25 protein-coding genes are annotated in these 25,506 nt (G+C 44.7%); 10 read left to right on the top strand and 15 right to left on the bottom strand.

All coding sequences use genetic code 11. The annotated features are described in order from the left end of the window. The first annotated feature begins 43 nt into the window (after positions 1–43). The 6 genes from DPF93_RS00215 to DPF93_RS00240 all read left to right on the top strand — a co-directional run bounded on the left by DPF93_RS00215 (position 44) and on the right by DPF93_RS00240 (position 7,382). Positions 44–1,063: a D-cysteine desulfhydrase family protein gene (locus DPF93_RS00215; protein ID WP_114764212.1), complete on the top strand. Its 1,020-nt coding sequence runs from the start codon at positions 44–46 to the stop codon at positions 1,061–1,063. Positions 1,064–1,126: 63 nt separating this feature from the next. Continuing rightward, complete coding sequence (locus tag DPF93_RS00220; protein WP_114764213.1) at positions 1,127–2,566, top strand: Na+/H+ antiporter NhaC family protein; 1,440 nt, start codon at positions 1,127–1,129, stop codon at positions 2,564–2,566. Positions 2,567–2,942: 376 nt separating this feature from the next. Next, entirely contained in the window at positions 2,943–3,797 is an 855-nt protein-coding gene (locus tag DPF93_RS00225) for a LysR substrate-binding domain-containing protein (protein ID WP_279628039.1), read from the top strand. A 269-nt stretch (positions 3,798–4,066) separates the two neighbouring features. After that, positions 4,067–5,683 carry a methyl-accepting chemotaxis protein gene (locus DPF93_RS00230; RefSeq protein WP_208638740.1) on the top strand — a complete coding sequence of 539 codons (1,617 nt, stop codon included), beginning with the start codon at positions 4,067–4,069 and terminating at the stop codon, positions 5,681–5,683. A 59-nt stretch (positions 5,684–5,742) separates the two neighbouring features. Beyond that, the gene (locus DPF93_RS00235; RefSeq protein WP_114764215.1) at positions 5,743–6,438 is read left to right on the top strand and encodes a TIGR01621 family pseudouridine synthase; all 696 of its coding nucleotides are present in this window, start codon (positions 5,743–5,745) and stop codon (positions 6,436–6,438) included. Positions 6,439–6,446: 8 nt separating this feature from the next. Then, positions 6,447–7,382, top strand: a complete 936-nt coding sequence (locus DPF93_RS00240) for a class I SAM-dependent methyltransferase (protein ID WP_114764216.1) — start codon at positions 6,447–6,449, stop codon at positions 7,380–7,382. A gap of 45 nt (positions 7,383–7,427) precedes the next feature. Here DPF93_RS00240 and DPF93_RS00245 read toward each other — a convergent pair whose 3' ends face one another. The 5 genes from DPF93_RS00245 to DPF93_RS00265 all read right to left on the bottom strand — a co-directional run bounded on the left by DPF93_RS00245 (position 7,428) and on the right by DPF93_RS00265 (position 12,211). After that, positions 7,428–8,060: a CDP-alcohol phosphatidyltransferase family protein gene (locus DPF93_RS00245; RefSeq protein WP_114764217.1), complete on the bottom strand. Its 633-nt coding sequence runs from the start codon at positions 8,058–8,060 to the stop codon at positions 7,428–7,430. After that, the gene (locus tag DPF93_RS00250) at positions 8,050–8,730 is read right to left on the bottom strand and encodes an ATP-binding cassette domain-containing protein (protein WP_114764218.1); all 681 of its coding nucleotides are present in this window, start codon (positions 8,728–8,730) and stop codon (positions 8,050–8,052) included. Before DPF93_RS00250 ends, DPF93_RS00245 begins: the two co-directional genes overlap by 11 nt. After that, on the bottom strand, positions 8,696–10,396 hold the full coding sequence (locus DPF93_RS00255) for an ABC transporter permease (RefSeq protein WP_114764219.1): 1,701 nt from the start codon (positions 10,394–10,396) through the stop codon (positions 8,696–8,698). The genes DPF93_RS00250 and DPF93_RS00255 overlap by 35 nt, the downstream gene beginning before the upstream one ends. Before the next feature lie 33 nt (positions 10,397–10,429). Next, positions 10,430–11,572 (bottom strand): ABC transporter substrate-binding protein, encoded by a 1,143-nt coding sequence (locus DPF93_RS00260; RefSeq protein ID WP_114764220.1) that lies wholly within the window; start codon positions 11,570–11,572, stop codon positions 10,430–10,432. 192 nt (positions 11,573–11,764) lie between these two features. Then, a complete protein-coding gene (locus tag DPF93_RS00265; protein ID WP_114764221.1) occupies positions 11,765–12,211 on the bottom strand; it encodes an META domain-containing protein in 447 nt (148 codons plus the stop codon). A gap of 144 nt (positions 12,212–12,355) precedes the next feature. Here DPF93_RS00265 and DPF93_RS00270 point away from each other — a divergent pair, with 144 nt between their 5' ends. Continuing rightward, on the top strand, positions 12,356–12,613 hold the full coding sequence (locus DPF93_RS00270) for a DUF1289 domain-containing protein (RefSeq protein ID WP_114764222.1): 258 nt from the start codon (positions 12,356–12,358) through the stop codon (positions 12,611–12,613). A gap of 11 nt (positions 12,614–12,624) precedes the next feature. Here DPF93_RS00270 and DPF93_RS00275 read toward each other — a convergent pair whose 3' ends face one another. The 7 genes from DPF93_RS00275 to DPF93_RS00305 form a co-directional block, all read right to left on the bottom strand. Further along, positions 12,625–12,846, bottom strand: a complete 222-nt coding sequence (locus tag DPF93_RS00275; protein ID WP_114764223.1) for a hypothetical protein — start codon at positions 12,844–12,846, stop codon at positions 12,625–12,627. Positions 12,847–13,128: 282 nt separating this feature from the next. Beyond that, positions 13,129–13,518 (bottom strand): GspS/AspS pilotin family protein, encoded by a 390-nt coding sequence (locus tag DPF93_RS00280; protein ID WP_114764224.1) that lies wholly within the window; start codon positions 13,516–13,518, stop codon positions 13,129–13,131. A 2-nt stretch (positions 13,519–13,520) separates the two neighbouring features. Then, entirely contained in the window at positions 13,521–13,817 is a 297-nt protein-coding gene (locus tag DPF93_RS00285; RefSeq protein ID WP_114764225.1) for a YciI family protein, read from the bottom strand. Between the two features lie 105 nt (positions 13,818–13,922). Beyond that, a complete protein-coding gene (gene yciA, locus DPF93_RS00290) occupies positions 13,923–14,321 on the bottom strand; it encodes an acyl-CoA thioester hydrolase YciA (RefSeq protein ID WP_114764226.1) in 399 nt (132 codons plus the stop codon). Between the two features lie 132 nt (positions 14,322–14,453). Beyond that, the gene (locus DPF93_RS00295; protein WP_114764227.1) at positions 14,454–14,993 is read right to left on the bottom strand and encodes a septation protein A; all 540 of its coding nucleotides are present in this window, start codon (positions 14,991–14,993) and stop codon (positions 14,454–14,456) included. Between the two features lie 114 nt (positions 14,994–15,107). Beyond that, positions 15,108–15,329: a hypothetical protein gene (locus DPF93_RS00300; protein WP_244204644.1), complete on the bottom strand. Its 222-nt coding sequence runs from the start codon at positions 15,327–15,329 to the stop codon at positions 15,108–15,110. Positions 15,330–15,433: 104 nt separating this feature from the next. Next, positions 15,434–17,914, bottom strand: coding sequence for a hybrid sensor histidine kinase/response regulator (locus DPF93_RS00305; RefSeq protein ID WP_244204645.1), 2,481 nt, complete (start codon positions 17,912–17,914; stop codon positions 15,434–15,436). Positions 17,915–18,523: 609 nt separating this feature from the next. On the opposite strand from DPF93_RS00305, the gene ihfA reads away from it, so the two are divergent. Beyond that, entirely contained in the window at positions 18,524–18,820 is a 297-nt protein-coding gene (ihfA, locus tag DPF93_RS00310; protein ID WP_114764549.1) for an integration host factor subunit alpha, read from the top strand. Positions 18,821–18,958: 138 nt separating this feature from the next. Here the strand turns inward: ihfA and DPF93_RS00315 are convergent, their stop codons facing one another. Both DPF93_RS00315 and efpL read right to left on the bottom strand, forming a co-directional pair. Continuing rightward, a complete protein-coding gene (locus tag DPF93_RS00315; RefSeq protein WP_114764229.1) occupies positions 18,959–19,279 on the bottom strand; it encodes an HI1450 family dsDNA-mimic protein in 321 nt (106 codons plus the stop codon). A 2-nt stretch (positions 19,280–19,281) separates the two neighbouring features. After that, positions 19,282–19,851, bottom strand: a complete 570-nt coding sequence (efpL, locus tag DPF93_RS00320) for an elongation factor P-like protein YeiP (RefSeq protein ID WP_114764230.1) — start codon at positions 19,849–19,851, stop codon at positions 19,282–19,284. Between the two features lie 169 nt (positions 19,852–20,020). Here efpL and DPF93_RS00325 point away from each other — a divergent pair, with 169 nt between their 5' ends. Then, positions 20,021–20,788, top strand: a complete 768-nt coding sequence (locus tag DPF93_RS00325; RefSeq protein WP_114764231.1) for a nucleotidyltransferase domain-containing protein — start codon at positions 20,021–20,023, stop codon at positions 20,786–20,788. Positions 20,789–20,940: 152 nt separating this feature from the next. Next, a complete protein-coding gene (locus DPF93_RS00330) occupies positions 20,941–23,022 on the top strand; it encodes an EAL domain-containing protein (RefSeq protein ID WP_244204646.1) in 2,082 nt (693 codons plus the stop codon). Here the strand turns inward: DPF93_RS00330 and DPF93_RS00335 are convergent. Further along, on the bottom strand, positions 23,008–25,371 hold the full coding sequence (locus DPF93_RS00335; protein WP_114764232.1) for a DNA polymerase II: 2,364 nt from the start codon (positions 25,369–25,371) through the stop codon (positions 23,008–23,010). The two genes, DPF93_RS00330 and DPF93_RS00335, sit on opposite strands and share 15 nt — an antisense overlap. Between the last annotated feature and the right edge of the window lie 135 nt (positions 25,372–25,506).

Here is a 25,506-nt window from a genome sequence, read left to right on the forward strand (position 1 = left end):
AATCTTACTCATAATTACTCTACGTATTACGGAAATAAAAAATATGCTTACTAAAAACTATACCAAGGCTAAATTGGCACACCTTCCTACACCTTTAGAATTGATGCCAAATTTAACAAAGAAATTTAAAGGTCCAAACATTTATATTAAACGTGATGATGCAACGGGTCTGGCTTTCGGCGGTAATAAAGTTCGCCAACTTGAATACTATGTTGGTCGTGCCATGGACTTAAATGCTGATGCACTTTTAACTACCGGCGCAGTTCAGTCTAACCACGTACGCCAAACTGTAGCGGCAGCACGCAAAATGGGTTGGCACGTAGAAGTTCAGTTAGAACATCGTGTTGATACACACTCAAAAGAGTACCAAGAGAGTGGTAACCCTTACCTAAACCGCCTAATGGGTGCCAAGATCCATACCTATGATGTGGGTGAAGATGAAGATGGTGCGGACAAAGCAATGTACAACCGCGCTGCTGAGCTAAAAGAAGAAGGCTACAACCCGTTCGTCATTCCACTAAGTGCGACTGACCAGGTGCCATGGGGTTCATTGGGTTATGTTGAATGTCTAGAAGAGCTATACCTGCAATCTCAAGCTCGCGGCTTAAAAATTGACGCTATCGTACTTGGCTCTGGTTCTGCCAACACTCACGCAGGTGTAATGGCTGGTGTTGTAGCGCTAGGTTTAGACATCCCGGTGTATGGTTTCTGCGTACGTCGTAACCAAGAAGCACAAACCGATCGTGTTGAAGTGAAAACACGCAAAGTGTTGAAGATGTTGGATATCGACGAAGAAGCACTAAAACCTGGCATGGTTAAATGTTTTGATTGGGTGTTAGCTCCAGGTTACGGCGTGCCAAGTGAGAAGGTAGTAGAAGCGATCCATACCACAGCTTTTGAAGAAGGTATCTTGCTAGACCCGACATACACTGGTAAAGCAATGTGCGGTTTGTTCGGCATGATTGAAGAAGGCAAGTTTAAAGATACGGATAACGTTGTGTTCATCCACACTGGCGGTACCCCATCTCTATTTGGTTACCCAGAATTAATCGAAGGCAAGTAATTGAACTGTTAGCTTTTTAAGGGAGTTCCTTATCGGAATTCCCTTTGATTAAAGGATTAAAGTATGTCTGAACAAATTCAACAACCCAAACTCGAGTTTTACGTCGGTAAAATTGGGGGGATTATCCCTTTATTCTTAATGATTAGTATGATGCTTCTTTTAACTGCCTATGGTATGGGTGGTCCAAAAGGCGCATGGGCTCCGGGCTTTTTTGCCATTCTAGTCGGTTTAGTGCTGGTTAAGAATAAAGGTGATTACTGTCGTTCAATTTTGGACGGTATCGCGAACAAAACAGGCGTGGTAGTGATTACCGCATGGATTTTTGCCGCAGTACTTGGCGCGTTAATGAAAGCTGGTGGTCTGGTTGACGGTATTTTGTGGTTCGGTCTGTCAACAGGCATTGAAGGTAGTGCTTTCTTAGTCATCGTTTTTGCTTCCAATGCACTTTTTGCATCAGGTACGGGTTCATCAAATGGTGCAAACTTAGCGCTTGCCCCGATTCTTTTCCCAGCGGCTGTCGCCTTAGGTGCTGACCCAGTTTGGGCTGCTCTTGCTCTTCTATCGGGTGCTGTTTTTGGTGACAACGTTGCGCCAATCTCTGATGTAACTATCGTTGGTTGTACAACGCAGGGCGCAGACTTGGGTCAAACAGTAAAAGAGCGTTTCCCACTTGCGATTACCGCAGGGACTATGGCTCTGATTGCGTTAGTTACATTTGGTGGTAGTGGTGAAAGCATTCAAGCGGCAAATCAAGTCGATGTTAGTACTCTGTCTCCTGTAAACCTATTTATGTTGTTAGCCGTTGCTGCGGTGGTGATCACTGCGCTGAAAGGGCGTCACCTAATTGAAGCGTTAAGCTACGGTATCATTACTGCGATGGTGGTTGGTTTAGCACTTGGACAGTTTGCGGTATCGGATCTATTCCACATCCCTTCAGTTCGCGGTGAGAGTAACGGTATTATTGAAAACGCAATGGCAGGTGTTACAGGTGCAGTAATGTTTGTTCTGGTTCTGCTTGGCATTATCCGTATCTTTATGGATTCTGGCTTGATGGATACCATCCTGCAGATGATTTCACGCAACCTAGGTAACAGCCGTATTAAGAGTGAGTTGACGATTTTCTTCTCGACCGCTGCTTCTTCACTGCTGGTTAGCTCTAACGCGCCGTCACAGCTTTTGGTTGGTCCTACAATCGTTAGACCAATTGGTGAAGCTCAGGATATTTCACCAGAGCGTCGCAGTAACCTAATGTCAGCAGCGGTATGTTCAATCTTCTACATGATGCCTTGGTGTCTTGCGGTAATGGTTTGGTACTCAGCAATCGAAACGGCAGCGATTACTTCGAACATCCCAGTTCCTTCAGCAGCAATTAGCTTTATTGCTCCTTACCCTTGGGCGTTGTTTATCGTATTCATGTTCTCAATCTTCACCGGTTGGAAACGCGGTACGACAAAAGACAAGCAACCTGTTGAAAAAGTTGCACAACCAACAGCGGCAGCGTAATCAAAGCTTAATTTCGCTAGGTTTGGCTAGAATAGACAGTCAGTTGGATTAAGCTTACTTCACGGGTCATATTCGACGCTTGTTTCTACTGGCAATTAAAGGTCACCATCTCCAATGGTGACCTTTTTACGTTCCGCAAGCGTATTCGTCCTGCTAGATGTTGTTTAAACGATCGATTTACTAAGAAGACTTGTTAAAAATGCATTGTTTTCGTTCGATTTTAAATGATGGATTAGTGATCTGTCGACGACTCTAAATGTGAATAATAAAGAGTGCCTTAGAGTTAAAACATGAGGGATTAAATATACTAACGTCACCAATTTATACCCAGTAGAGGTGCGGTATTTCTAGTAATAAACTCATCAAGGTTCGCCAGATTGAAGCGTTCAAATACTTTATGATCACCGGCTCAGTAACCGGTGCTGCCGAGCTGTTACACATTACCCAACCCGCGACGAGCAGGTTGTTAGTGGATTTGGAATCGCAGTTAGGCTTTAGTCTATTTAATCGCTCGCGTAATAAAATGAGCCCGACCCCTGAGGCACATTTGTTTTTTAATGAAGTGCAGAACGTATTTATCGGCTTAGATTCCTTGATGAAAAGTGCCGATTCAATTGCGAGAAACAATACCGGTCGCTTGCGAATTGGCTTTCTGCATGTGGTGGAAGACTTCATCACCGATGTTGTAATTGAGTTTCTTAACGAACATCCGAACGTCTGTTTAGAGCTTGAACCAGGAGGTCGAGCTGATTTAGAAGAGATGGTGAAGTCGAGTAAGCTAGATTTGGCGATTACTGCTGAACCCACTTTTGATGATCCAAGCCTGTCTATTAATACCATTGGTATCCATCAAGCCTATGTTGCCATGCATGTTTCAAACCCGCTGGCGAATCGAGCCTCACTGACAGCAAAAGAGTTGGCAGACGAAAAATTTATAGTTCTCGGTTATGGCAGCCCATTTCGAACCAAAGTAGAGCTGGTATTTGAGAAACAGCAAATCAACCGTAACATTGTGTTAGAAGCTCGCTCACAACGACATATCTATAATCTTGTTCGTCAAGGCGTTGGCACGGCAATTCTTGATGAGTTAGTGCACGTAGACCCAAGCCAAGTTGTACTGATCCCATTTGAACCTCAAGTCACATGGACATATGCCATTATTACCCTCAAAGCCAAACCAGACTCAGGGCTTAGCGCCACCTTTACCAAAATTATTGAAGAAAGGTTTTAGACTAGTGACGAAAGGGGAAAGCCTTTAGAGGTATAACCTTTCGGTGCTGAGTAATAAAACGACAGATTATGGATTTGATTATTAATTAACCTTACTATTTGTGTGATAAATATCTCATTACAGAATATATGGTTATAAAACTGCCAAAATTACGTAACAAAACAATGATTAATGATTGTATCTGATGCGCTACTGATAGAATAATTACCTTTTACCGAACGAACGCCGTTCGTTTGGCTTGTAACGATATAAACATTGGAAGGTGAATCGTGGCACTGTCTGTCAGGAAAAAATTGTATTTAGGCTTTGGCGCTATTTTAGCCATCTTACTATTAATGGTAAGTATTATCTGGACAGAAGTCTTAACATCGCATGATGTTGCAGAAGAAATTAGAACCGATGATTTCCCAGAAGTGATCAACTACCTAATCTTGGTGGATGAAGCAGGGGATGTTTATCGTGATGCGGTGGGCGCGGTCTCTGGCGGCGCAGGCTCACTTAATGATTACTACCAGAACAAAGATGAATTTTTCACCGTTCTGAATGAGTTAAAGCGCTTAGAGGAAAGCAGTCAAGGTGACTACCAACGCCTACTAAAAATCGAAAGCTACATTGAGCAATTTATTCAAAAGTACGAAAGCAATATCGTGCCGCTACTCAAGACAGATTACGCATTTGAAGTTACGGTACGCGAGCTCCGCTCTTACTACGACCAGTATTTGATCCCAATTGAAAACTTACTTGATGAAGTAGCTACAGGTGAAATACGCGAATCAGGAGAGTCTTTGCAAGGATTAAGTGACTCTTTTGGTAAAATTGAAACCACCATTTTAGTGATGTCGGTAATTGCCATCGCCTTTACTTGCGGTGTGGCTTACTGGCTTTCCAGCTCAATTACGACACGTTTAACCCATCTAGATACCGTTGCGCAGCGCATTGCTGAAGGCGATTTAACGGCAAATGAGATCAATGATAAATCTGGCGATGAATTGGCAAGCTTAGCGCAGTCGATCAATCGTATGCAGGGCTCTTTGTTGACGCTTATCGGTTCCATTAACACTGTAACGGGTGAAGTGAAATCGGTGACGTCAGAGCTTATGAGCGTTAGCCAAAACATGGTCAAAGGCGCATCGGATCAAGCAGATAAAGCACAATTGATTGCTACTGCTTCTGAAGAGTTAAGCCAAACCATCGCTGAAGTGGCGCATCAAAGTAGCACCACATTTGAACAAGCTCGCAGTTCTGAAGGGGCGGCTCGCTCTGGTCGTGAAGTGATCGTTGAAATGGTTAGCAGCATCGAGCAGGTCAGCACGCAGATGGCAGAAATGTCATCGCAAATGAGTGCACTGGGTTCGCATGGCGAAAAAATTGGCTCTGTTATTAAGGTGATTGAAGATATCGCGGAGCAAACTAACCTATTAGCGCTTAACGCGGCAATTGAGGCGGCGCGCGCTGGTGAGTTTGGCCGTGGCTTTGCAGTTGTTGCCGATGAAGTTCGCGCACTGGCTGAACGTACCACCAACGCGACCAAAGAAGTGGCTGGTATTATTCAAGCGATTCAGCTTGGCACCCAAGAAGCTGTCACCTTTACTGAAGACAACCGTCGTTTGGTGGAAATTGGCGTTAGCCAGAGTACAGGTGCGGTAAGTGCACTTGAGGAAATTGTTGCCGGGGCGTCACATGTTCAGAGCATGATTAACTCGATTGCAACGGCTGCTGAAGAGCAAACGGCAGTAACGCGCGAAATTACTTCAGATATTACGATGATCAGTGACATTTCTTCTCAATCGCTGCAGCTTGCAAGCGATAGCTCGACGGATATTCAGCGTCTCAACGACAAGGTCACCGAACTGGAACAGTTAATGGCGAAATTCCGCCTCGCTTAACGGTTTAGACACTGAAGATTTAAGTATATACTCACGGCTCCTCAACGGAGCCGTTTTTCATGTTTGATATCTTATATACGCACAACGATTTTCTTATCATCAATAAACACCCGGGCGTCTCGGTCCATAAGGACGACGGTGACACTATGCTGTTGGCAGAAGTGGCAAAAGCTAGTGGCGATAGTCAGCTTTATCTTGTCCACCGTTTAGATAAGATGACTTCAGGGATCTTGTTGCTTGCTCGTAACTCACAAGCAGCCAGTGAGCTTTCTCAAGCTTTTGCTAAGCGATTGGTTGAAAAGTTCTATCTTGCGATTGGTACTAAGAAGCCGAAAAAGAAACAAGGCTTGGTCAGTGGGGATATGGAACGCTCGCGTCGCTCGGCGTGGAAGTTAATCAATAGCCACCACAATCCAGCGATTACACAGTTTTTTTCTGCCAGTGCAAAACCCGGTGAGCGACTTTTCTTATGTAAACCGCATACAGGTAAAACTCACCAAATTCGCGTTGCTTTGAAATCGATAGGGTCGGCGATTGTTGGTGACCCAATTTACAACTCAGCAAGTCAAGCTGATCGAGGTTACTTACACGCGTTTGCATTGGCGTTTCCGTATCAAGAACAAACCCACCAATTTCTTTGCGATCCAAGAGACCACTTAGCTCTTGGTGAAAAGTGGCAAGAAACCGAAATTCAACAAGGCATCGAAGCTTGGTTGCAACCTTGGCAACTGGCTTGGCCTAACATTAAAAAGTAGCAACAGTAATGCAAGTAGAACAGATCCCAGTATTTCTAAACCATGTTGAGCAGCAGCTACAGACTGTGCCTAATGAAGTGCGTCGTCTATTCCATGGTCGTGGTCAGTGTTGGCAAGGGTTAGAGCAACTGACATGCGATTGGCTGCAAGGGCAGCTTATCGTGAACCTGTTTAAAGCGGTTGATGAGCCATTTATCGAACAGCTGAAACAAGGTCTATTGTTATTATCCCAATCTCAAGTGTGGCACGATCGCCAAGGTCGAGTCATTCTGTTGCAGCATCGCTATGCTGATGGTGCGCCATCAGAAGTTCTTTTGGGTGAGTTAGACTCAAGACCTGTTGTCGAAGAGCTGGGCTTAAAATACCAACTGGATATCGGGCGCAATCAAAACTTCGGTCTTTTCCTTGATATGCGTCTTGGTCGAGAGTGGACACGTGACCACGCCAAGCATGCCAATGTATTAAACTTGTTTGCTTATACATGTGGTTTTTCGCTTGCTGCTATTGCTGGTGGTGCAGACCAAGTGGTTAACGTTGATATGGCGAAAGCGTCGTTAAGCAAGGGGCGTGAAAACCATAAACTCAATGGTCATAACTTGAATCAAGTGAAGTTTATGGGGCATGACATTTTTAAATCATGGGGCAAGATCAAAAAATCAGGACCTTATGATTTGATCATTATCGATCCGCCATCATTTCAAAAAGGCAGTTTTGCCCTGACCAAAGATTACGCCAAAATTTTACGTCGCTTACCAGACTTGCTGAGTGACAATGGTCAGGTGCTAGCATGCGTTAACTCTCCAGCCGTTGATTGCAATTTCCTCATTGATGGTATGGCAGAAGCGGCGCCAGAATTGCAATTTGTTGAGCGACTGGCAAACCCTGATGAGTTTGCCGATATTGATGAGCAAGCTGCGCTAAAGTGCTTGGTTTTTAAGAAATAAATCTAGGCATCAATACAACAAAAAGCCCCGAAAGGGGCTTTTTTGCTATGGTGAGTCAGCATGTTGCGGCTCGCTACTTAAAGTTTTGTAACCCGCCCAAATTCTGGTGCTGGTGGTAAACCAACAAGCGGTACCGTAGATATAGGCGATGACGGCGAAGTGCTGGGGAAGCAGACAGAACAAGACAAAACAGGCAATGGTTTCTGTCCCTTCGGTTAAGCCACTCATATAGTAGAGCGACTTGTTACGATAAACGGGGTTTTCAATGCCGCGTTTTCCCGCCATGACCGCAAAGGCAAGAAAACTTGAACCCGTGCCGATAAATGCAAATATCAAAAATGCACCTGCGACCGCGTTTTGCTCAGGATTAGCGATGACAAAGCCAAAAGGAATTAGCGAGTAAAACAGAAAATCTAAGCTGATATCGAGAAACCCCCCTGCGTCTGTTATGCCGTGAATCCGAGCTAACGCACCATCAAGTCCATCACACACTCGATTGATGACAATAAATAAAAGCGCCCAGTTGTATGCTTCTAGTGCTAATGCAGGTAAGGCAAGGCAGCCTATGATAAAACCAAAAACCGTGGTTTGGTTGGCGGTAATGCCTTTACGACTTAATAGCTCCGCAGTTTGTGTAAGCGGGGCACGGATCAGCTTGATAGTGAATTTATCTAGCATGGTGATTCTCTAAATGGTCGTTCTGTTGTGAGGTAGTTTGCCATGGCCAGTTAAGCAATGCTGCGCCAACAGGCACATCATCAATGTCGTGAGTAACCAACAGGGTTGGCACATTAGCTTGTTTAAGTTGTTCAAATACCCAATCTCTAAACTGCCCTCGCAGCGCTTTATCTAATTTACTGAATGGCTCATCGAGTAGGGCGGCTTGAGGTTCAGCAAGCAGCATGCGCAGAAGGCTAACACGCGCCCTTTGTCCGCCAGATATTTGTTCTGGGTAGGACTCAGCCAGATCAACTAAGTTGACCTGCTGTAAACACGCCAACGCTCTTGCTTTGCGCTCGGCTTTTGCAACGTGATTGGGCAGGGCGAAGGCTAAGTTTTGCCAGACATTTAAGTGTGGGAATAGCAGGTCATCTTGAAACAATACGCCTATTTGGCGTTGATGAGGCTGAAGTTTATCAATGCTTTGCTGTGACAGATGGATACTGCCTGAATAAGAAAACTCGTTATTGAGATGCCCTGCAATTGTGTTAAGCAAAGTTGATTTACCGCAACCGCTAGGTCCCATGACCGCAAGAACCTCACCCGGTTTGATGGTTAGGTTTAGTGGCTCAAAGAGAGGCGCTTGGTTTTGTTTATAAACCGTGAGGTTTCTTAATAAAAGCGTCATGCAGAGATGACTCCTTAACTACAGGTAGAGATCGTCGCGTGGTTAGGCGGCTAATAAGTAGTGCCGCAGAGAAGAACACGAGTGGTAAAAAGGCTTGCCAAAGTGCATATATTGCGGTGACTCGGCGATCAAAGCCGCTGGAAAGTGCCACGGCTTCGGTGGTGATGGTGGCGAGACGACCACCACCTAACATCAATGTTGGAAGGTATTGTGCAAGGCTGACGCTCGCGCCTACCGCCCAGGCATAAAGAATCGCGGGTAACAGTAGGCGTACTTTTATCCGGACAAACACGTGCAATGGTGACTTACCAAGGCTTAAAGCGGCTTGGGTGTAATGGTTGTCATAGCTTTTCCATGGTCCATCAAGCGCGAGATAAACAAATGGGAAGGCAAAAAAGATATGAGCCCACGTTACCCAGAGCGAGAAATGACTGGCGGAGATGTACAGCGCCATGACTTGGATGCCAAATAGCATGGAGAGCTGAGGAATCAACATTGGCAGCGCAATGGCGTAATCAGGTAAGTGCCAACGCTGCTTGAGTTTAAATTCATGCGCGATCAAGCCAAGCATGAGTGTGATAGTGGCAACAATCACGGCTAACATAATACTGTTTGACAGCGTAGGCAGCATATTTTGCCACTCAAATTGCCAGAAGCGGAGACTAAACTGACTTGGAAAGAGGTCTGGAAAGCGCCAACGCTGGGCAAATGTCCACACCGTAAGAAGAGGGATAATCGCACTGCCAAGTAGAAGGGCGCTCGACAATATCGTTATACCCGGAAGGGCAAAGCCAAAACGACCTGAGTATTGCCATTGATTACACCACTTAACCACAACTTTTTCCGCCAATACGACAAACAGCATCATAAGGCTGGCTAAGCCAAACAACAGCACGGCTCCGGCTGAAGCGCGCGGCAGCAAGTTTAAATCGGGATCGTTAAACCATTGCCAAACCAAGACGGCAAAGGTTGGGGGATTGGTTGGTCCGAGTATAAGCGCGACATCAACCACGGAAATACCGTAAGTGATCACCGCAAATAGGGCAAAACGCATTTTGCTTAGCCATTGCGGCATGACAATTTTTAGCCACATTTGCGTCGGTGAATAGCCCAGCATAGTGGCAACCTTAAAGGTCTGATCTAATTTGAGTTGCTGGATGACGGGAATGCTCATCAGCAGCAGAAACGGCAGCTCTTTGAACGCGAGGGCGAGTGTCAAACCTAACGCGAGCGGGTCATTAACCAGTAGCGCTTGAGCGCTGGTATCACTTTGCCAACCGAGAGCTTCAAAAGCTAATCGAGCGATATAGCCTGTTGGGGCAAACAAAAAGGCAAAGCCAATTGCAAATGCAACGTGCGGGAGCGCCAAGAGTGGTGCGAGCATGCTTTCGACTCGGGACCAGTATCGGCTCAGCCATAGACGTTGAAGGATGGCAAAGCAGAACACCATCGCAATAAAGGTACTCAGCAATGCACTTAGCAGTGAGGTTGCAATCGACTGTTCAAGCCCACTCCACTGCAACATCTGTTGGTAGCCATGTAGCGAAAACTCTGTCATATCGAGCGGCGGTATAAAGCCGAGTGATGACACCACGACCCCGGCTAAGCCGGGGACCAGAGGTAAACAACAAACGATAATTAATAATAAATAACTAATGTTTAGCATCAAATACTCAAGACAGATGGTTTATCGCACAACTTAGTTGCCATATCTTTGTAGCCACTCTTTTTCCAAGGCAACTTGCCAACTCGGGTGAGGTTCAGCAATTGATTTAAACAACTTAGTGTTTTTCGCTGTGCCGTTTAGGTATTGGTTTTCCAAGACAGAAGGGTCTCCCCAGATATCTAAGTCACCTTTACGTGATTGAGCTTCAGGGCTTAGCAAGAAGTTAATCACCACTTGAGCGCCTTCTGAGGCGTTGGCATTCCATGGGATAGCAAGAAAATGGATATTAGACAAAGCTCCCGCTTCCATCGCATAAGCCGCTGTGGTTGGCGCTAAAGTCCCCATCGCTTGAGCTGAAAAAACGGCGTTAGGGTTAAATGTTACCGCCAGATCAAGCTGTCCATCATCCAGTAACTGGGTCATTTCAGATGAACTAGCTGGAAACTGCTTGCCTTGGCGCCATGCAACAGGATGGAATTTATCCAAATATTGCCAAAGCGGTTCAGTCACTAGCGCGAAATCTGCCTGAGCCACAGGTAGACCTAAGCTAGGATCATTGTTGCTTAGCTCAATGAGCAAGGCTTTTAGAAAGCTTGTGCCGTGAAACTGTGGTGGGCGAGGGTAGCTGACTCGATTTGGATAAGCTTGTGCGTAGCTAAGTAACTCTGCGAAAGATTGTGGTGGGTTATTGACGCGAGCCGTATCATGAATAAATACCAATTGTCCGACCCCCCATGGTGCCTCAAGACCTAAAGTTGGCTCAGCAAAGTCACTATCAACGGGTAGAGACTTATCAACAAATTGCCAACTCGGTAGTTTTTCAACGAATGGTCCGTAGAGTAGGTTATTACTTTTCATGGATTTAAAGTTTTCACCGTTAATCCAAACCATATCTACGCTGCCGCCACTGTTTTTACCTGCCGCTTTTTCAGCAATCAAGCGGGCGGTTGTTTCAGCAATATCGGTGACTTTGACATGTTGTAGGTTAATGTCGTATTTCGCTTCCATCTCGCTGGCGACCCAGCGGAGGTAGTTATTGATCTCTTGGCTTCCGCCCCATGCATGAAAGTAGACAGTCTGACCTTTCGCTTTGTCAGTTACGGTTTGCCAATTGTCACCAGCCGCGATGGCATAGGTGGACAACAAAGCACAGAGGAGAGTAAACAGCCTTGTCATAATGATTCCTATTGAAATTAAAAGGATGAACTACAATGCTAGACCGAGTCTAAGCATGATTTCATTCATTATGACTTAAAAAAACTGAAATTTATTAGATATTTGTGTTTATTGTTACTTAGTTGTATTGAAAGTGTGCGGCGTATAAAAAAGAGCAGCTTAGTGCTGCTCTTTATTCAATTCGATGTGGAATTAGTTTTTCCAATCATTCAGTTTGAATTCTAAAGTGTGCGCGTCGTTTTTCAAAACAAGGCTATCTTTAGTTAGAGTCATGTCGCTCCAATCAGACAGTGTTTTTGAGAAAGCGTTTTCAATGTTCATCGCTTCACCCATACACATCTTCATGGTCATGCCCATTTTTTCGATGCGGAACTGGTTATCTTTAAGTTCAGCTTGACCAAAAAATGTATTACAACCCGCGTTACCGCTAGCTGTCATTTTCTCGCCGACTTCTAGATTAGGAGCTTGTTCGCCTTCAGCCACAGTAATTGCTTTACCGTCGATTTGAACCAATTCCCAGTTATGGTGTTGTAGATCAGCTTGAGTAATAGTTTTCACGTTGTCACCATTAGATGCGCAAGCAGTCATAAGAACAGGAAGAGAAACCGCCGCAAGTAACGTTTTTAAACTAAGCTTCATAGTATTAAACTCCAAAAAACAATAAGGTATACACTTGTACCCCACGATGAACTTTCATCGTCACTTATTATAGGCAACAAGTTGGTATTTGTGTCAGTATTTAGTCATAGTTTATTGATTTCTTTTTAAAACCACGGAGGGAAAATGGAGCAGCTAGAGTTTTTTACTGTCCCCAGTCCTTGTGTGGGAGTATGCAGTGTTGATGATAAGGGTTACTGTCAAGGCTGTATGCGCAAACGTGAAGAGCGTTTTAATTGGTTATCTATGTCTTCTGCACAGCAGTTGCATGTGTTGAAGCTCTGTCGTCAGCGTTATAGAAGAAAAGTGTCAGCCAAAACTGCGATGCAAGAAAATGGCGAAGGTACACCGCCTTCATCACCGCAGCAGAGCCTATTTGATTAAGTACTGTTGTACTATTTCATTCCCCATTTATCACTGACCCATCCCCCGGCATGGTCATCGAAATGACAGCCAGAAAAGCGTTGATTATTTTCAATATTTTTATCGATATCAGGTTGTTCGTCTAACAAGTTCTGAATATAAGTAGCCAGCGGATCACCACTGTGCAATCGCTCCTGTCGCGTTGCGACTTCTTTGATCAGTTGAAGGCGATAAGAATTGCTTGCACGTTTCATAGCGGTGTCCTTTGTTGTGAGCCTTTACAAAACTTAGAACTGCTTAGAAATTGCGTCAATTAGGAAAGAGATGTTTTTTCTTTGATTTAGCTTGTTTGATGAAATTTTATGGCGGTGAGTTGGTAGTTAATTGCTTGAATTCAAAATATTAAACTGAACGTGAGTCAGTTAATACTGCAATGAAAGTTTCATATTAATATCATCATAACGTAGTAGATGGGAGCGAATTGGATATGAAAATGCCTTGGAATAACCAAGGCATTGTTTGCTTACCGCCTCGACTTAGCGAGTGGTGCAGCTATCAAGAGTGACGAATTGATCAAGCATCAATTGCCCTCGCGTATTACGCATTTTCAAACGATAGCTCAACCCAGCTTCTAAGTTTGCTTTGGTATCTTTGTTGGAACAATAGTATCCGATACCCGCTTGCATTACTTGTTCAATGGGTTTTGCACCCGCTTGGTCTTGGTTATAAACCATCATGATTTCAATGGTGGTGCCTTTGGCATTGGCACGCATAATCGATAATGGTCCCGCTTCTAATGGCAGCTCACCGGACAGTATGCTAGTGCGGTTGCTCGCGAGTAGCTCTAGCTGCTTTTGCTCTGAATTACTGGCACAACCAACTAGAGCAACCAGTAGCGCTAAGCTTGAAAAAACGTGTTTTTTCATTATTAGAACACTTTCTTAAATGGCTTAACAATCACAGATTGGTAAACGCCCGCAGCGATATAAGGATCAGCGTCTGCCCAAGCTTGTGCGTCCTCTAAAGAGTCGAACTTAGCAATCACTGTTGAACCTGTGAAACCGGCTTCAGGTGGGTTTTCTGAGTCAATCGCTGGCATTGGACCTGCTGTTAGCAAGCGACCTTCATCTTGCAAAGTTTGTAGGCGAGCAAGGTGTTCTGGTCGAACGCTCATACGCTTCTCAAGAGAATTTTCAACATCTTGTGAGAAAATGACATACCACATGCGGATTTCCTTTTAATACGATACTTTCAGTTTGGTGACAAAACTCTAGCCTAATCTAGAGTAGGAAGAAATTTGTGTTATTGAAGCTGTGACCTTAACGAGATCTTAGCCGCAATGAATTGCACGCGGCTTACCATTGCCATCAATAGCGACATAGTTGAATGTGGCATCACAAACCATAAACCTGTCTTCCAAGCCGTGTTCTTTGACAGGTTTTACCCAGACTTCGAGATCAATGCTCATCGAAGTGCGACCAATTTTAGTGCACTCACCGTAGCAGCAGACAACGTCGCCGACTCTGACGGGCTTTTTGAATGTGATACTAGAGACCGACACGGTCACAATACGACCACCGGAAATTTCTTTGGCAAGAATACCTCCAGCCAAATCGAGTTGCGACATAATCCAACCACCAAAGATATCGCCATTGGCGTTGGTATCGGCTGGCATAGCAAGGGTACGAAGAAGAAGCTGTCCGCGAGGTGAGCAAATATCCTGACTCATTTTGACATCCACAACATAATGACGTCACTTCAGTGAGTGAACGGTGGTTAAAACGAAAAAGCGACCACTCATGGTCACTTTAATTTTAGATTATACCTAACAACAAAGGAAAATCATCAGTTAGGCAAACGTTTATTCTTCATCGTTTGCTTTAGGCATCTGCTTATATACGTACAGGCCGGATAAAATCGTAAAGATGAAAGTTGCCGCAAGCAGTCCGAACACTTTAAAGTTAACCCAAGTGTCAAGCGGCAGGTTAAAGGCAACATAGATATTTAAACCTGCACAGAGGCTAAAAAATGCCACCCATGCCCATGTAAGTTTTGCCCAGACTGTTTCGGGTAGCGTCAGCTCTTTACCAAGCATTGCTTTGATAGCTGATTTCCCTGTTAAGTGAGTTGCCGTCAAACCTATAGCAAACAAGGCATAAACGATGGTTACCTTCCACTTTATGAAGTTGTCATCGTGTAAAAATAGCGTCATTCCACCGAACAAAGTGACCATCACAAAGGTGATGAGCTGCATCTTTTCTACTTTTCTGTAGAGTAGAAAAGTAACGATGACTTGTACTGCGGTTGCTACGATAAGCGCTCCCGTCGCGACATAGATATCAAAGAGTTTATAAAGGGCAAAGAAGACAATGAGCGGAATAAAGTCGAGCAGTTGTTTCATGACATGAGCTTGTAGACTGGGAATTCAGCCAGTCTAACTAATTTTTCATATAACTCAAACGGGTAAACTGAGTTTGTCGTTTCGCCTAATATGCGGTATCGAGTTTGGGGTTAACTAATCGGGAATCGAAGACTTAATATCTTCCAAGTAACCTTCACAGCGTAGGTTGTCTACCGCTGACATGAGTTCTTCATCGCTCATGGCCAAACAGCTTTCCTTGCCGCTCAACGCGCTGAGGTATTCAGGAAATTGTGGCTCGGAAAAATGCCCGAAGCGGTCAGTCAGCATACTTTCGATGCCATGGTGAATAAGATTGTAGTAGGTACTGCGATTCATAATGAGCCTCCCATCGACTACGACAAGTATCGCCATAATCTGAAAGAAGCATTTTAAATGCCAATTTGTTGAGAGAATGTCGCTGGTGGCTCATTTTCTCAATATTAGCTAAACGCAGATTCAATTGCTTGCTGCAGAGCAAGTTTAGTGGTTGGTTTGGTTAATCGCCCATCCATGGTTTGGCGTATCTTCTCAAGCTCGACCAAACCGGCTTCTCCAGAAAGGGCGTAGATCGGTAATGTAGGGTGGGAGGCTTTGATAATAGACGCGGCTTCAAAGCCATTCATTACCGGCATTTGGACATCCATAAACACAAAATCTATGGAGCACTCTTCCAGCATATCCACTGCGACTTGTCCGTTATTGGCGAGCACCACCTTATAGCCCAACTGACCGAGCAATAACTTAACGAGTTGCCTTTGGATCTCTTTATCATCAACCACCATAACCGTGAGTTTGCGCGTTTGGTTGTTTAGTGACTGAAGTGGGGGAGTGAGTGGCTCGCCTTCTTCACTATCAGGTAATGCCGGAGCGGCAGAAGAGAGCACGCCTGCCGGGAAAGATAAGTGAAACTCAGTGTATTCACCTAACGTCGAGTAGCACTGAATCGAGCCGCCAAATGATTTCATCACGCGGCGGCAGTAACCGAGCCCAAGCCCACTGCCACCCGCTTTGTTGTAGGTGAAAAAGTCATCAAAAATACGATTGAGCAATGATGAAGGAATGCCAGGTCCTGTATCACGCACGATCAGGAAGTTCTCATATTTACCGACTAGCGTTGTGATCTTGATTTTGGAGTCAGGATGCGAGTCAAAATAGTAAATGCTATTGCGCAGTAAGTTGAACACCACAAAGTTAAATAGGGTTTCATTTACTTTGGCGCTGAAGTTTGTCGCGATATCAATATCAATCCGCTGACGAATTTTTTCAGAGTCAAAAGCATAGCGGTCAATAGCCTGCTCCACAGCTTGATGAATCGACATTTCACACGTTGGCTCTTGCTCAAGCGATGCCTCGTTCACTTCGCGCAGAATAATGTCGATCAGTTGTGTACCACGAGTGACGGCTGCTTTGCCGCGGTTTAACTCGTATTCCAACTCTTCTCTCGCCACGTTTTGCTGCAACTTACTGCTAAGAAGTTCAAACTGGAGTTGTACTTGAGCCAGAGGGTTACGCATTTCGTGCGCGATGGAATTTGCCAATGCTTGTGATTGATGCATTTTGCGGTCTGCATTGATGTAGCCTTGGGCTTGGACTAATACATGCTGCAGTGCGCGCACTTCTTCATAAAAGTAGATGCTGCCATTTCGCTTGTTCTTAGCGAGCAACAAGTGGCTCATTTTATTGTTGTAATCAAAAATGGGCAGTACAAGGGATACCTGCTCAGATTTCATGCGAAAATAAATTTTCTTAAGCACCTTTCCAACGGCCGCGTTACTAAGTACATAATCTTCGATTTCTTCGAAAATAAGTACGCTTTCTTGTTGATAGAGCTGGGAGGTATAAAGCTTCTCATCTTGAAGGTTAGAAACGAGTTGGAGATCGTTCTTTTCGATACCAAGCGTCTGCGCAATTTGACTAAATGCATGGGATGTCGACTTTTGGAATTCGCCGCCGAGTTGGCGAATATGAGAATCTGGTGTGTGCTTCTGACCAAAGATCATTTGGCTTGTGTAACGAGAAACAACGCTTAATAGTCTGGTCCAAAGCAAGCCTGTTACCACACATGTCACTATCACAGCGAAGGTGAAGCCGTAACTCGCTAATGAGCCAACCAATGGGCTAATTAGAGCAATGATCAATGAACAAGTAAGGACGATTGAAAGTAGCTTATGCATCACGTACCTGTTGCTATAAAAGCGTGAGGTCAACAGTGCGTAGCCGATCAACAACATTTCACTGATAGCAAATGCTGGCGGAAGCCAAGTCAATGAAAAATCATGCCATAATAACGGTATCAAGCCATTTAGCAGTATGGTCGCGAACATAAAAATGCAAATACCGCTTAGCATGTACATAGACTTTACTTGCTGCAGAGCTCGCGCCTTTCGAGAGTAGAGGATGATGTTATGTAGCGTTAGTCCGAGCAAAATAATGATGGAGCCCAAAAACCACTTGGTTTGTGGACCAAAATGGATCTGAAAGTGCCCAATCTCAGCAATAGTAATACCAGTAACGGTATCCCCTGGAACGTAGTTGAAGTAGATAGCGAGCAGGGTTGTACTAAATAGCAAAATGTTTTGTAGATATTTGGTAAAGGCACTCTCTAGCTCCCAAACTAATGCTCGGGTTATTAAGCAAGCAAATACAAAAGCCGAAAAAGAAGCTAGATTGGCAAATAGCGCCATGCTGACCGCAAGCGACTCCGAAACGCGAGTAATATACGGCGAGTAGAAAAATGCGTTGCTCAGTACCCAAAGCAGCAGTGACGTGGAATAGAGTAAATAAGGCGTGCCAATTCGGTGATCAAACCCAGAATAAGACAAACGAGTCGAACGAATAAAATAAATGATCCAGCCAGCGACAACGCTTGCAACGCCGAGAAGCAGGACAAAAATCGGGTGTAACACCGAATCAATCATCATATGCCCCATTCAAAAGAGCAAGCGAAGAGAAGCGATTTACAAAGTTAGCTATGTGGGTGAACTCTGTTACAACGTCCATATGATTCAGAATTACGTTAATTTACGAAGTTTGATGATAAATTAACCCATATTTGGTTGGGCTTTGTAAACCACTGTCACGCGCGCCATGTCGCATTCTGTAAGACTTTTTATACACAATGGAGGTGTGGCTAAGCAGAGCTTGGTTTCGGCTCGGTAGGAGAACCATGACCAGTGAGTGTCTAATTATTACAAATAGATAGGGTTCTTTTTGTCTCAAAATGAGAAATCACTAACAAAATTTTTCACCCTTATTATTGGTTGTAAATTTCGCCATTATCTAAAAACTTAGAGAAATTTCCTGTCAAACCATGCTTGTATTGATTTTTATTTCAATATATTGCCTGATTTGGAGATTCTATCTACATGTTTTCTAAGAATTTTCATTATCTTAACATAAAAAAGTTGGCGAAAATCATAAGCTTGGCATACACTTCCAATTGATATGCCTATGTCATTGATTGGCTAGGCGAAATGCTTTGGCGCTGCCTAACGGCAGTGATGTTTAACACAGCTTTTGAGGATAATTCTATGGCGCTCACAAAAGCCGACTTGGCCGAGAACCTGTTTGAAAAGCTTGGATACAGTAAACGCGATGCCAAGGAAACGGTTGAGGCATTTTTTGAAGAGATTCGCAAGGCGCTGGAAAACGGCGAGCAAGTCAAACTTTCAGGATTTGGTAATTTTGACCTGCGTGAAAAGAATGAACGTCCTGGTCGTAATCCAAAGACTGGCGAAGATATTCCAATCAGCGCACGCCGCGTAGTTACTTTCCGCCCAGGGCAAAAACTAAAAGCTCGTGTAGAGACAATTAAAGGCGAAAATTAATAACGCAGTCGACGGATCGATTCTCCTTATTACTTGCTCGGGGGAAATGTTAGCCGCAACTTTTATTGTGTGTTGATACAGCAAGTAATAAAAAAACACCCAAGCATGCTTGGGTGTTTTTGTATCTAGCAAACGTAATTAATCACGTTTCCATAAAATATGGCAGAACTTGTTGTCTGGATCGCGGCTGACAAGAAGTCGAGCAAACACATCATCCAACACATCGTTTTCTTCGTTAACGAGACCTACACGCACTTCGGCATACACTTCTTTGTCAACGTCAAAACCAACGTGAGCTACCCAATCATCGCCTGTTTCAACCAATTCGGCTGCACCACGGTCTTCAAACTGAGCAGTGAATAGAATGACATCTGCAGCTTCTAAGTTGTCAGGCGCCATTTCCAAGAAAATGTCATAAGCGGTGTCGATGACGTCATCGAAAGAAATCAGTTCAGTCATAATTATGCACGGCTCATGTATTTACGTTCAGCAGTGTTCACGATGATACGATCGCCTTGAGCAATGTATTCAGGAACTTGTACTGTTAGACCTGTTGATAGACGAGCTGGCTTAGTACGCGCAGACGCTGAAGCACCTTTGATTGATGGGTCAGTTTCTTCGATAACAAGTTCAACTGCTGCTGGCAGTTCGATAGCAACCGGGCTACCGTTTACTAGTACTACCATTACGCCTTGGATATCTTCAGTGATGAACATTAGTTCGTCTTCGATATCAGACTTTTTAAAGTTGAATTGAGTGTAGTCTTCATTGTCCATGAAGATGTACTCGTCGCCATCAACGTAAGAGAAAGATACCGCACGTTTGAACATATCAACAGTTTCAACAACGTCGTCAGACTTGTAGCGTTCATCAGCACGAGCACCAGTGTTTAGGTCTACACAACGTAGTTTGTAGATCTTAGCGCCGCCACGACCGCCAGGAGTCGTTACTTCGATATCTTTAATTAGCAGTGTTTTGCCGTTTGAATCAACGATAGCAAAACCTTTCTTTAGCTCACTTGCCTTAGGCATGAACAATTTCCTTCATATGAGTTATAAGGGCGGCATTATATCCTCGTTATGCGAGCGCCGACAATAACTGAAATCGCATCTAATATCGATTTAGCCGCTTGATAGTCTTGATTGAATCAGCGCAGTAGGGGATTATGTCCGACCAAGTGAATTAGCTTCAGATTCTTTGATGATTTTATCGGCAATTGATCCCAAACAACCATTCCAATCAGATTATAGCCAAGCGATCGCAGAACTTGTGAGATTCTTGCGTTCAGGACTCAGCGATAACCTGCATAGTGTTTATATTTATGGCAGTGTTGCGCGCAAAACTGCGACGCCATCTCGTTCAAATTTGGACGTTATCATTGTCACCAAACAAAGTTTTGCCCAGCAACGAACTGCACTTTTGAATACCATTAAATGGCGTTTTCAAAAAGATTACCCGCACATTACCGAGCTAAATTTTAAGACGGCGCTGGTCAACGAAGTCGCGTCACTGGAGAGTATTTTCTCGTGGGGCTTTATGCTGCGTCACTGCGCGGTGTGCGTGTATGGCGAGAATCTTTCAGAGTGCTTTGGTGATTACGAGCCGAGCTGGGAAATTGCCAAACATTGGAATATGGATGTTGAGGACTGGTTAGCCGTCTATCGCAACCGCATCGCGCGCGCCAACGATGCTGAAGAGCTGCTTAAAGCGCAGCGGATCATTGCTAAAAAAATGCTCAGAGCCAGTTACTCACTGGTTATTCCACGAGATCGCGGTTGGTACGATTCACCGATTGAATGTGGTAAGCACTTTTTGCGTTATCACCCTGAAATGCAAGTAGAGATCGAGCGACTTGTTATCATGCTCTCGTCACGTGTAATAGCTAAGCGGTCGATTATTGGCATGATTGATACGTTCGGCGAATGGTTGGTTAAGCAATACAAAAAAACTGAGTTTAGGATCGGATAGTCGCCTTGAAGTGAGTCGCACAAATTAGCGCAACTAATGTGTATATCAATATAAGTGTGAAGAGCCGCACTTTAAATTGATTCGACTCACAACCAGATACAATTAGCTGATTTATAATCAAATTATGTGTCGTTCATGGATGAGCTGCTAGTTTGTCGATTATATTCGGTCAGTACCTTGCTAAATTTTCTAAGTTGATGGCAGATCAACTGCAAGCGATTCGTGAGAGCTTGCTGTGGATTCTTCCATGCTTAATGATCATCTCACTTACGCTCTTTGTTGCTTCACTTGGCGAGTTTCTATTTGGTAAAAATGAGCCTTGGGTTCAAACGGTTTTTGAGCTCTATTACTTCGTTAATGATCTGTTTCCCATTCTACTGACTGCAGCACTTTCGTATATTTTGGCGATGCGATGGCGCTTGCCACGCCCCCCGATTGCGCTGGTTTTAATCGTTTATCTTTCTCTTTTTAATCAGCTTTTTAGTGTCACTGGCAGCACAGTGGTGTTTGAACTGCTGATCTCGATTATCACTCCTTTGTATGCAGTTCCACTGATTGCTCAAATCTACAGTTTGTCTTGGGTTAAGTTTGTCACCAACAATCATCTTGGTCGCATCGTTAAAGAATCGCTTAACTTAATATTACCTTGTATCTTGGTCGGTCTAGTGGTGTTGTCGGTTAATGCGACAATCATCCTTATGATTGAGTCGAGCCAGATCTTAACCTTATTTGAGATTGATTATCGCAGCTCGCCAATCGAGTTCGGCGCTATTTTCGCCATGGTAAACTCGTTATTCTGGTTCTTAGGTATCCACGGCTACTATGCGCTCTTGCCGCTGGTGGATGTGTTGCAAAACGCTGTCGACATTGCTCAACTGGAAATGGCAAGCATTGGCACCACAGACCATTTCCTCAATCACTCCTTTATGGCGGTTTTCACCTTTGTTGGTGGTGCTGGCGCTACTCTAGGGCTGGTAGTCGCGTTACTACTGTTTAGTAATAACCGTGCCTATCGTTTGATTGCGCTCGCGAGCCTGCCTTTAGGGATGCTCAACATCAACGAAGTATTGCTGTTTGGCTTGCCGATTATCTTCAACCCGCGTTTATTTCTACCGTTTTTGCTCGCGCCTGTAGCCAATACCGTGGTTGCGTATTTTGTCGTCGGAAACGGTTGGGTTTCGGTCCCAGTTACGGGCATGCCGTTTAGCAGTCCGGTCTTTGTTAATGCTTGGATCGTGACACAAGGGGATATGAATGCTGCGCTATTGCAGCTGTTCAATATTGGTCTTTCTTGTTTGGTTTATACGCCATTTGTGCTTTTTCTTAATCGCAGCACTGGAGATAAAACGATTCTGTTTTCCTCTTTGGATACCACGTATTCGCGCCGAGCGGAGGAAGCACATACCTTGAGTGACGATAAGGTTGGGCAGTTGGTTAATGCGCAAAAACAGCAAGATGATCTCGAACTGACACTGCATGCCTTTAGTGAAAAAGAGTTTTGTATGGAGTATCAGCCGCAAGTTTGCCGAGTGTCAGGGCAAGTGATTGGCTGTGAGGCACTGATACGCTCGATGGATAAGCAGGGCAACTTGCACTATCCAGGCAGCTTTTTACCGGCGTTTGAACAAGCGGGGTTGATGAAAGACATTGACCGCTGGGCGGTGATCCAAGTGGTGCATGATTTGAAGATTGCCATAGCGGAGGGCTGGGCAATCCCCACTAGTGTTAACTTAACGCCTGAAACTATTCTCGACCGAGAATTGATGAGCCAAATTGCTGCTTATGTCAGTCGAGTTGGTGAGTATGTCCATATTGAAATCACTGAAGAGTCGTTGTTAAAAGATTACGAAGTAGTCGCATCTTCGCTGCATGAGCTACATAAAGTTGGTGCGAAAATTTACATCGATGACTTTGGTTCGGGCTTTTCTTCGTTAAGTTATTTGACTCGTTTTGAGGTGGACGCGATAAAAATTGATCGTAGTTTTATTCACACGCTTGAAAGCGTCAAAGGGCAAAAAGTCTTTAATGGCTTGATTAGTGTGGCGCAAGATCTCGATTTGGCGGTGGTTGTGGAGGGCGTTGAGACAGAAGCGCAGCTAGAATGCATTCCGCTGCGCAATCATCTATCGATTCAGGGCTGGTATTACAGTAAATCTATCCCTATGTCTCAATTAAAGCGCTATGTTGCCACACACAATAAATCCACTATGAGTATAGAGCTAGAACAGACCTAATTGAGGCTCACTCAAGGTTTTGAAATCCAAACCTATAAACGGCAAAATGGCTTCAGCAACGGGTTTGAGCTGCTTATCAATGTAGTGTTGATAGTCGATGCCGCTCTTCAGGTATTCTTTGGGTTCTGGACCATTTAGCGTGATCAAGTATTCAATGTGTCCGCGGTTTTGATATTGCAACGGGCGACCCAAACTTTGATTGATCTCATCGGCTAAGCGCGCCGCTCTCACTTGTGGCGGCACATTTTTCTGGTATTCGCTTAGCTTGCGTCGCAGTCTTTTTTGGTAAACGAGGCGTTCGTCGTATCGCCCTGCTAACGTATCTTCGACAAATTGGCGAACATAACTCGCCGGATCTTCACCGTGAAAAACCAATGTGTAGAGCTGCTGCTGAAACGACTGTGCCAGTGGTGTCCAATCGGTACGCGCGCTTTCTAATCCTTTGAAAATGATCCGCTCACTCTCGCCTTCGCCAATTAACCCGGCGTAGCGCTTTTTCGACCCGGTTTCTTGACCGCGAATGGTTGGCATCAGGAACTTTTTATAGTGGGTTTCATACTCAAGCTCTAACATCGACTCAAGCGCGTACTCTTGACGAAGATGGGTTTGCCACCATTGATTAATGTAGCCGACCAGCTCATGCCCAACTTTATCCGCTTCAGCTTGCGAGAGCTGTCCATTTAGGGAAACGAAGGTTGAGTCAGTGTCACCATAGATAACTTGGAAACCGCGCTCTTCAATCAAGGCTTTGGTCTGTTTCATGATTTCGTGCCCGCGCATCGTGATGCTTGAGGCAAGTCGCGTATCAAAAAAACGACACCCTGATGAGCCTAGCACGCCATAAAACGAGTTCATGATGATCTTTATCGCTTGTGAGAAGGCTTTTTCGTTGTTGCGTTTGGCAATATCGCGCGCAGCCCAAAGCGTTTCAATCATTTGCGGTAAAAAGTGTTGTGTGCGATGGAATTGTCCACCACGAAAACCCGCGACGGCTTGGTTTTCGCCAATGCCAATCTCAAGTTTTAGCCCTTCAATCAGCCCCATTGGGTCAATCAGAAAAGAGCGAATGATTGAGGGGTAGAGGCTTTTAAAATCCAGTACCAGCACCGAGTCGTACAAGTTAGGAATCGAATCCATCACATAGCCGCCAGGGCTGGCTAGCCAGTTTTCTGGATGAAGATTTGGCGCAACATACCCAGCGCGGTGCAATTGAGGTAGATAGAGGTTCGTAAACGCCGCCACTGAGCCGCCAACGCGGTCGAGCTCAACCCCGGTTAGCTTAGCGCGCTCGATAGCAAACTCGATCAAGTGTGTGTGTGCAAATATGCGATTTACCAGCACGCAATCTTGCAAGTTGTAGCGGGCGAGGGCAGTTTTATCATTACGGAACATATGGTTTATTTCAGCCATACGGTCATGAACGTTATTTATCTGTTTACCTTCGCCAAGCAATTCACGAGATACTGATTCTAGTGACCAACTGCGGAAATGATAGGTGGCGGTCTTGAGTGTATCGATCCCATCCATCACCACTCGCCCAGGGATAGAGATAAAGGCTTGCTGGGTGGTGTTGGAGGTGCGAAAGAAACTGGCTTGATTCGCGCGACCTATCAGCAGTTTTAACTTGTGCCATTCTGCCCGTTTATGCAGTAGGCGGAAATCAAAATCGATCACGTTCCAGCCAATCACCACATCAGGATCGAATTGGTTAAACCACGCGATTAAGGCTTCGAGTAGCGCTTTTTCATCGCTGACCCATTCAATGGTCGTTTCACTTGGCTCGGGAGAGCCAATCATGATCACTCGGCTATCCATTGGGCTATCAAGACCAATAGAGTAAAGAATCCCTTTTTCAGAACACTCGATATCAAGTGACACAATTTTTAACTGTGGCGTGTAATCGGATTTACGGCACTTTACTTGTGTCGCCGAGAGGTAGTTTGTCTTTGCCTTAAAGTTACCCGTGTATTCAATCCCACCTTGAATGAAACGTTCCATTAAGTATCGGTCGGCAAGGCGAATGTCATCTTCATAACGCGTGATGTCATGTTGTTCTAACAGAGAGGATAGACGCTGAGCTTCTTTGATGCTGGTGCAATAACACGCCGATAGAGGCGATTGATCAAAGTGCTTCAGTGGCAGGTTTTTTATCTCACACGGAATACCCTGTTGAGCTGCGACTTGTTGCGTCTGGTGCTGATGTTGTTGCTCAATAAAAAAGACGGGTTTTTCTCCATCGATCAGCAATTGAGTTGGACCATTGTCTCCAGTGACCCACAATTCGATCTGCGTTTTACCAAATACGTCGCGAGATTGTCGGGTAAGTAAAAACCCTTGCTGAATCGTCAAAGAAAAATCCTGTGCTGATATGGAGTGGAAGATCTGGCAGTGTTGCTCGTACGAGTTTTAAACGGGTGTAAAAAAGGGCGACTGCTCGCCCTAGTATATACTGGTTGTGCCAAGATGCAGAGTGCGATGGCTGAT

It is taken from the genome of Vibrio rhodolitus (assembly GCF_003350325.1).
Lineage (GTDB): Bacteria > Pseudomonadota > Gammaproteobacteria > Enterobacterales > Vibrionaceae > Vibrio > Vibrio rhodolitus.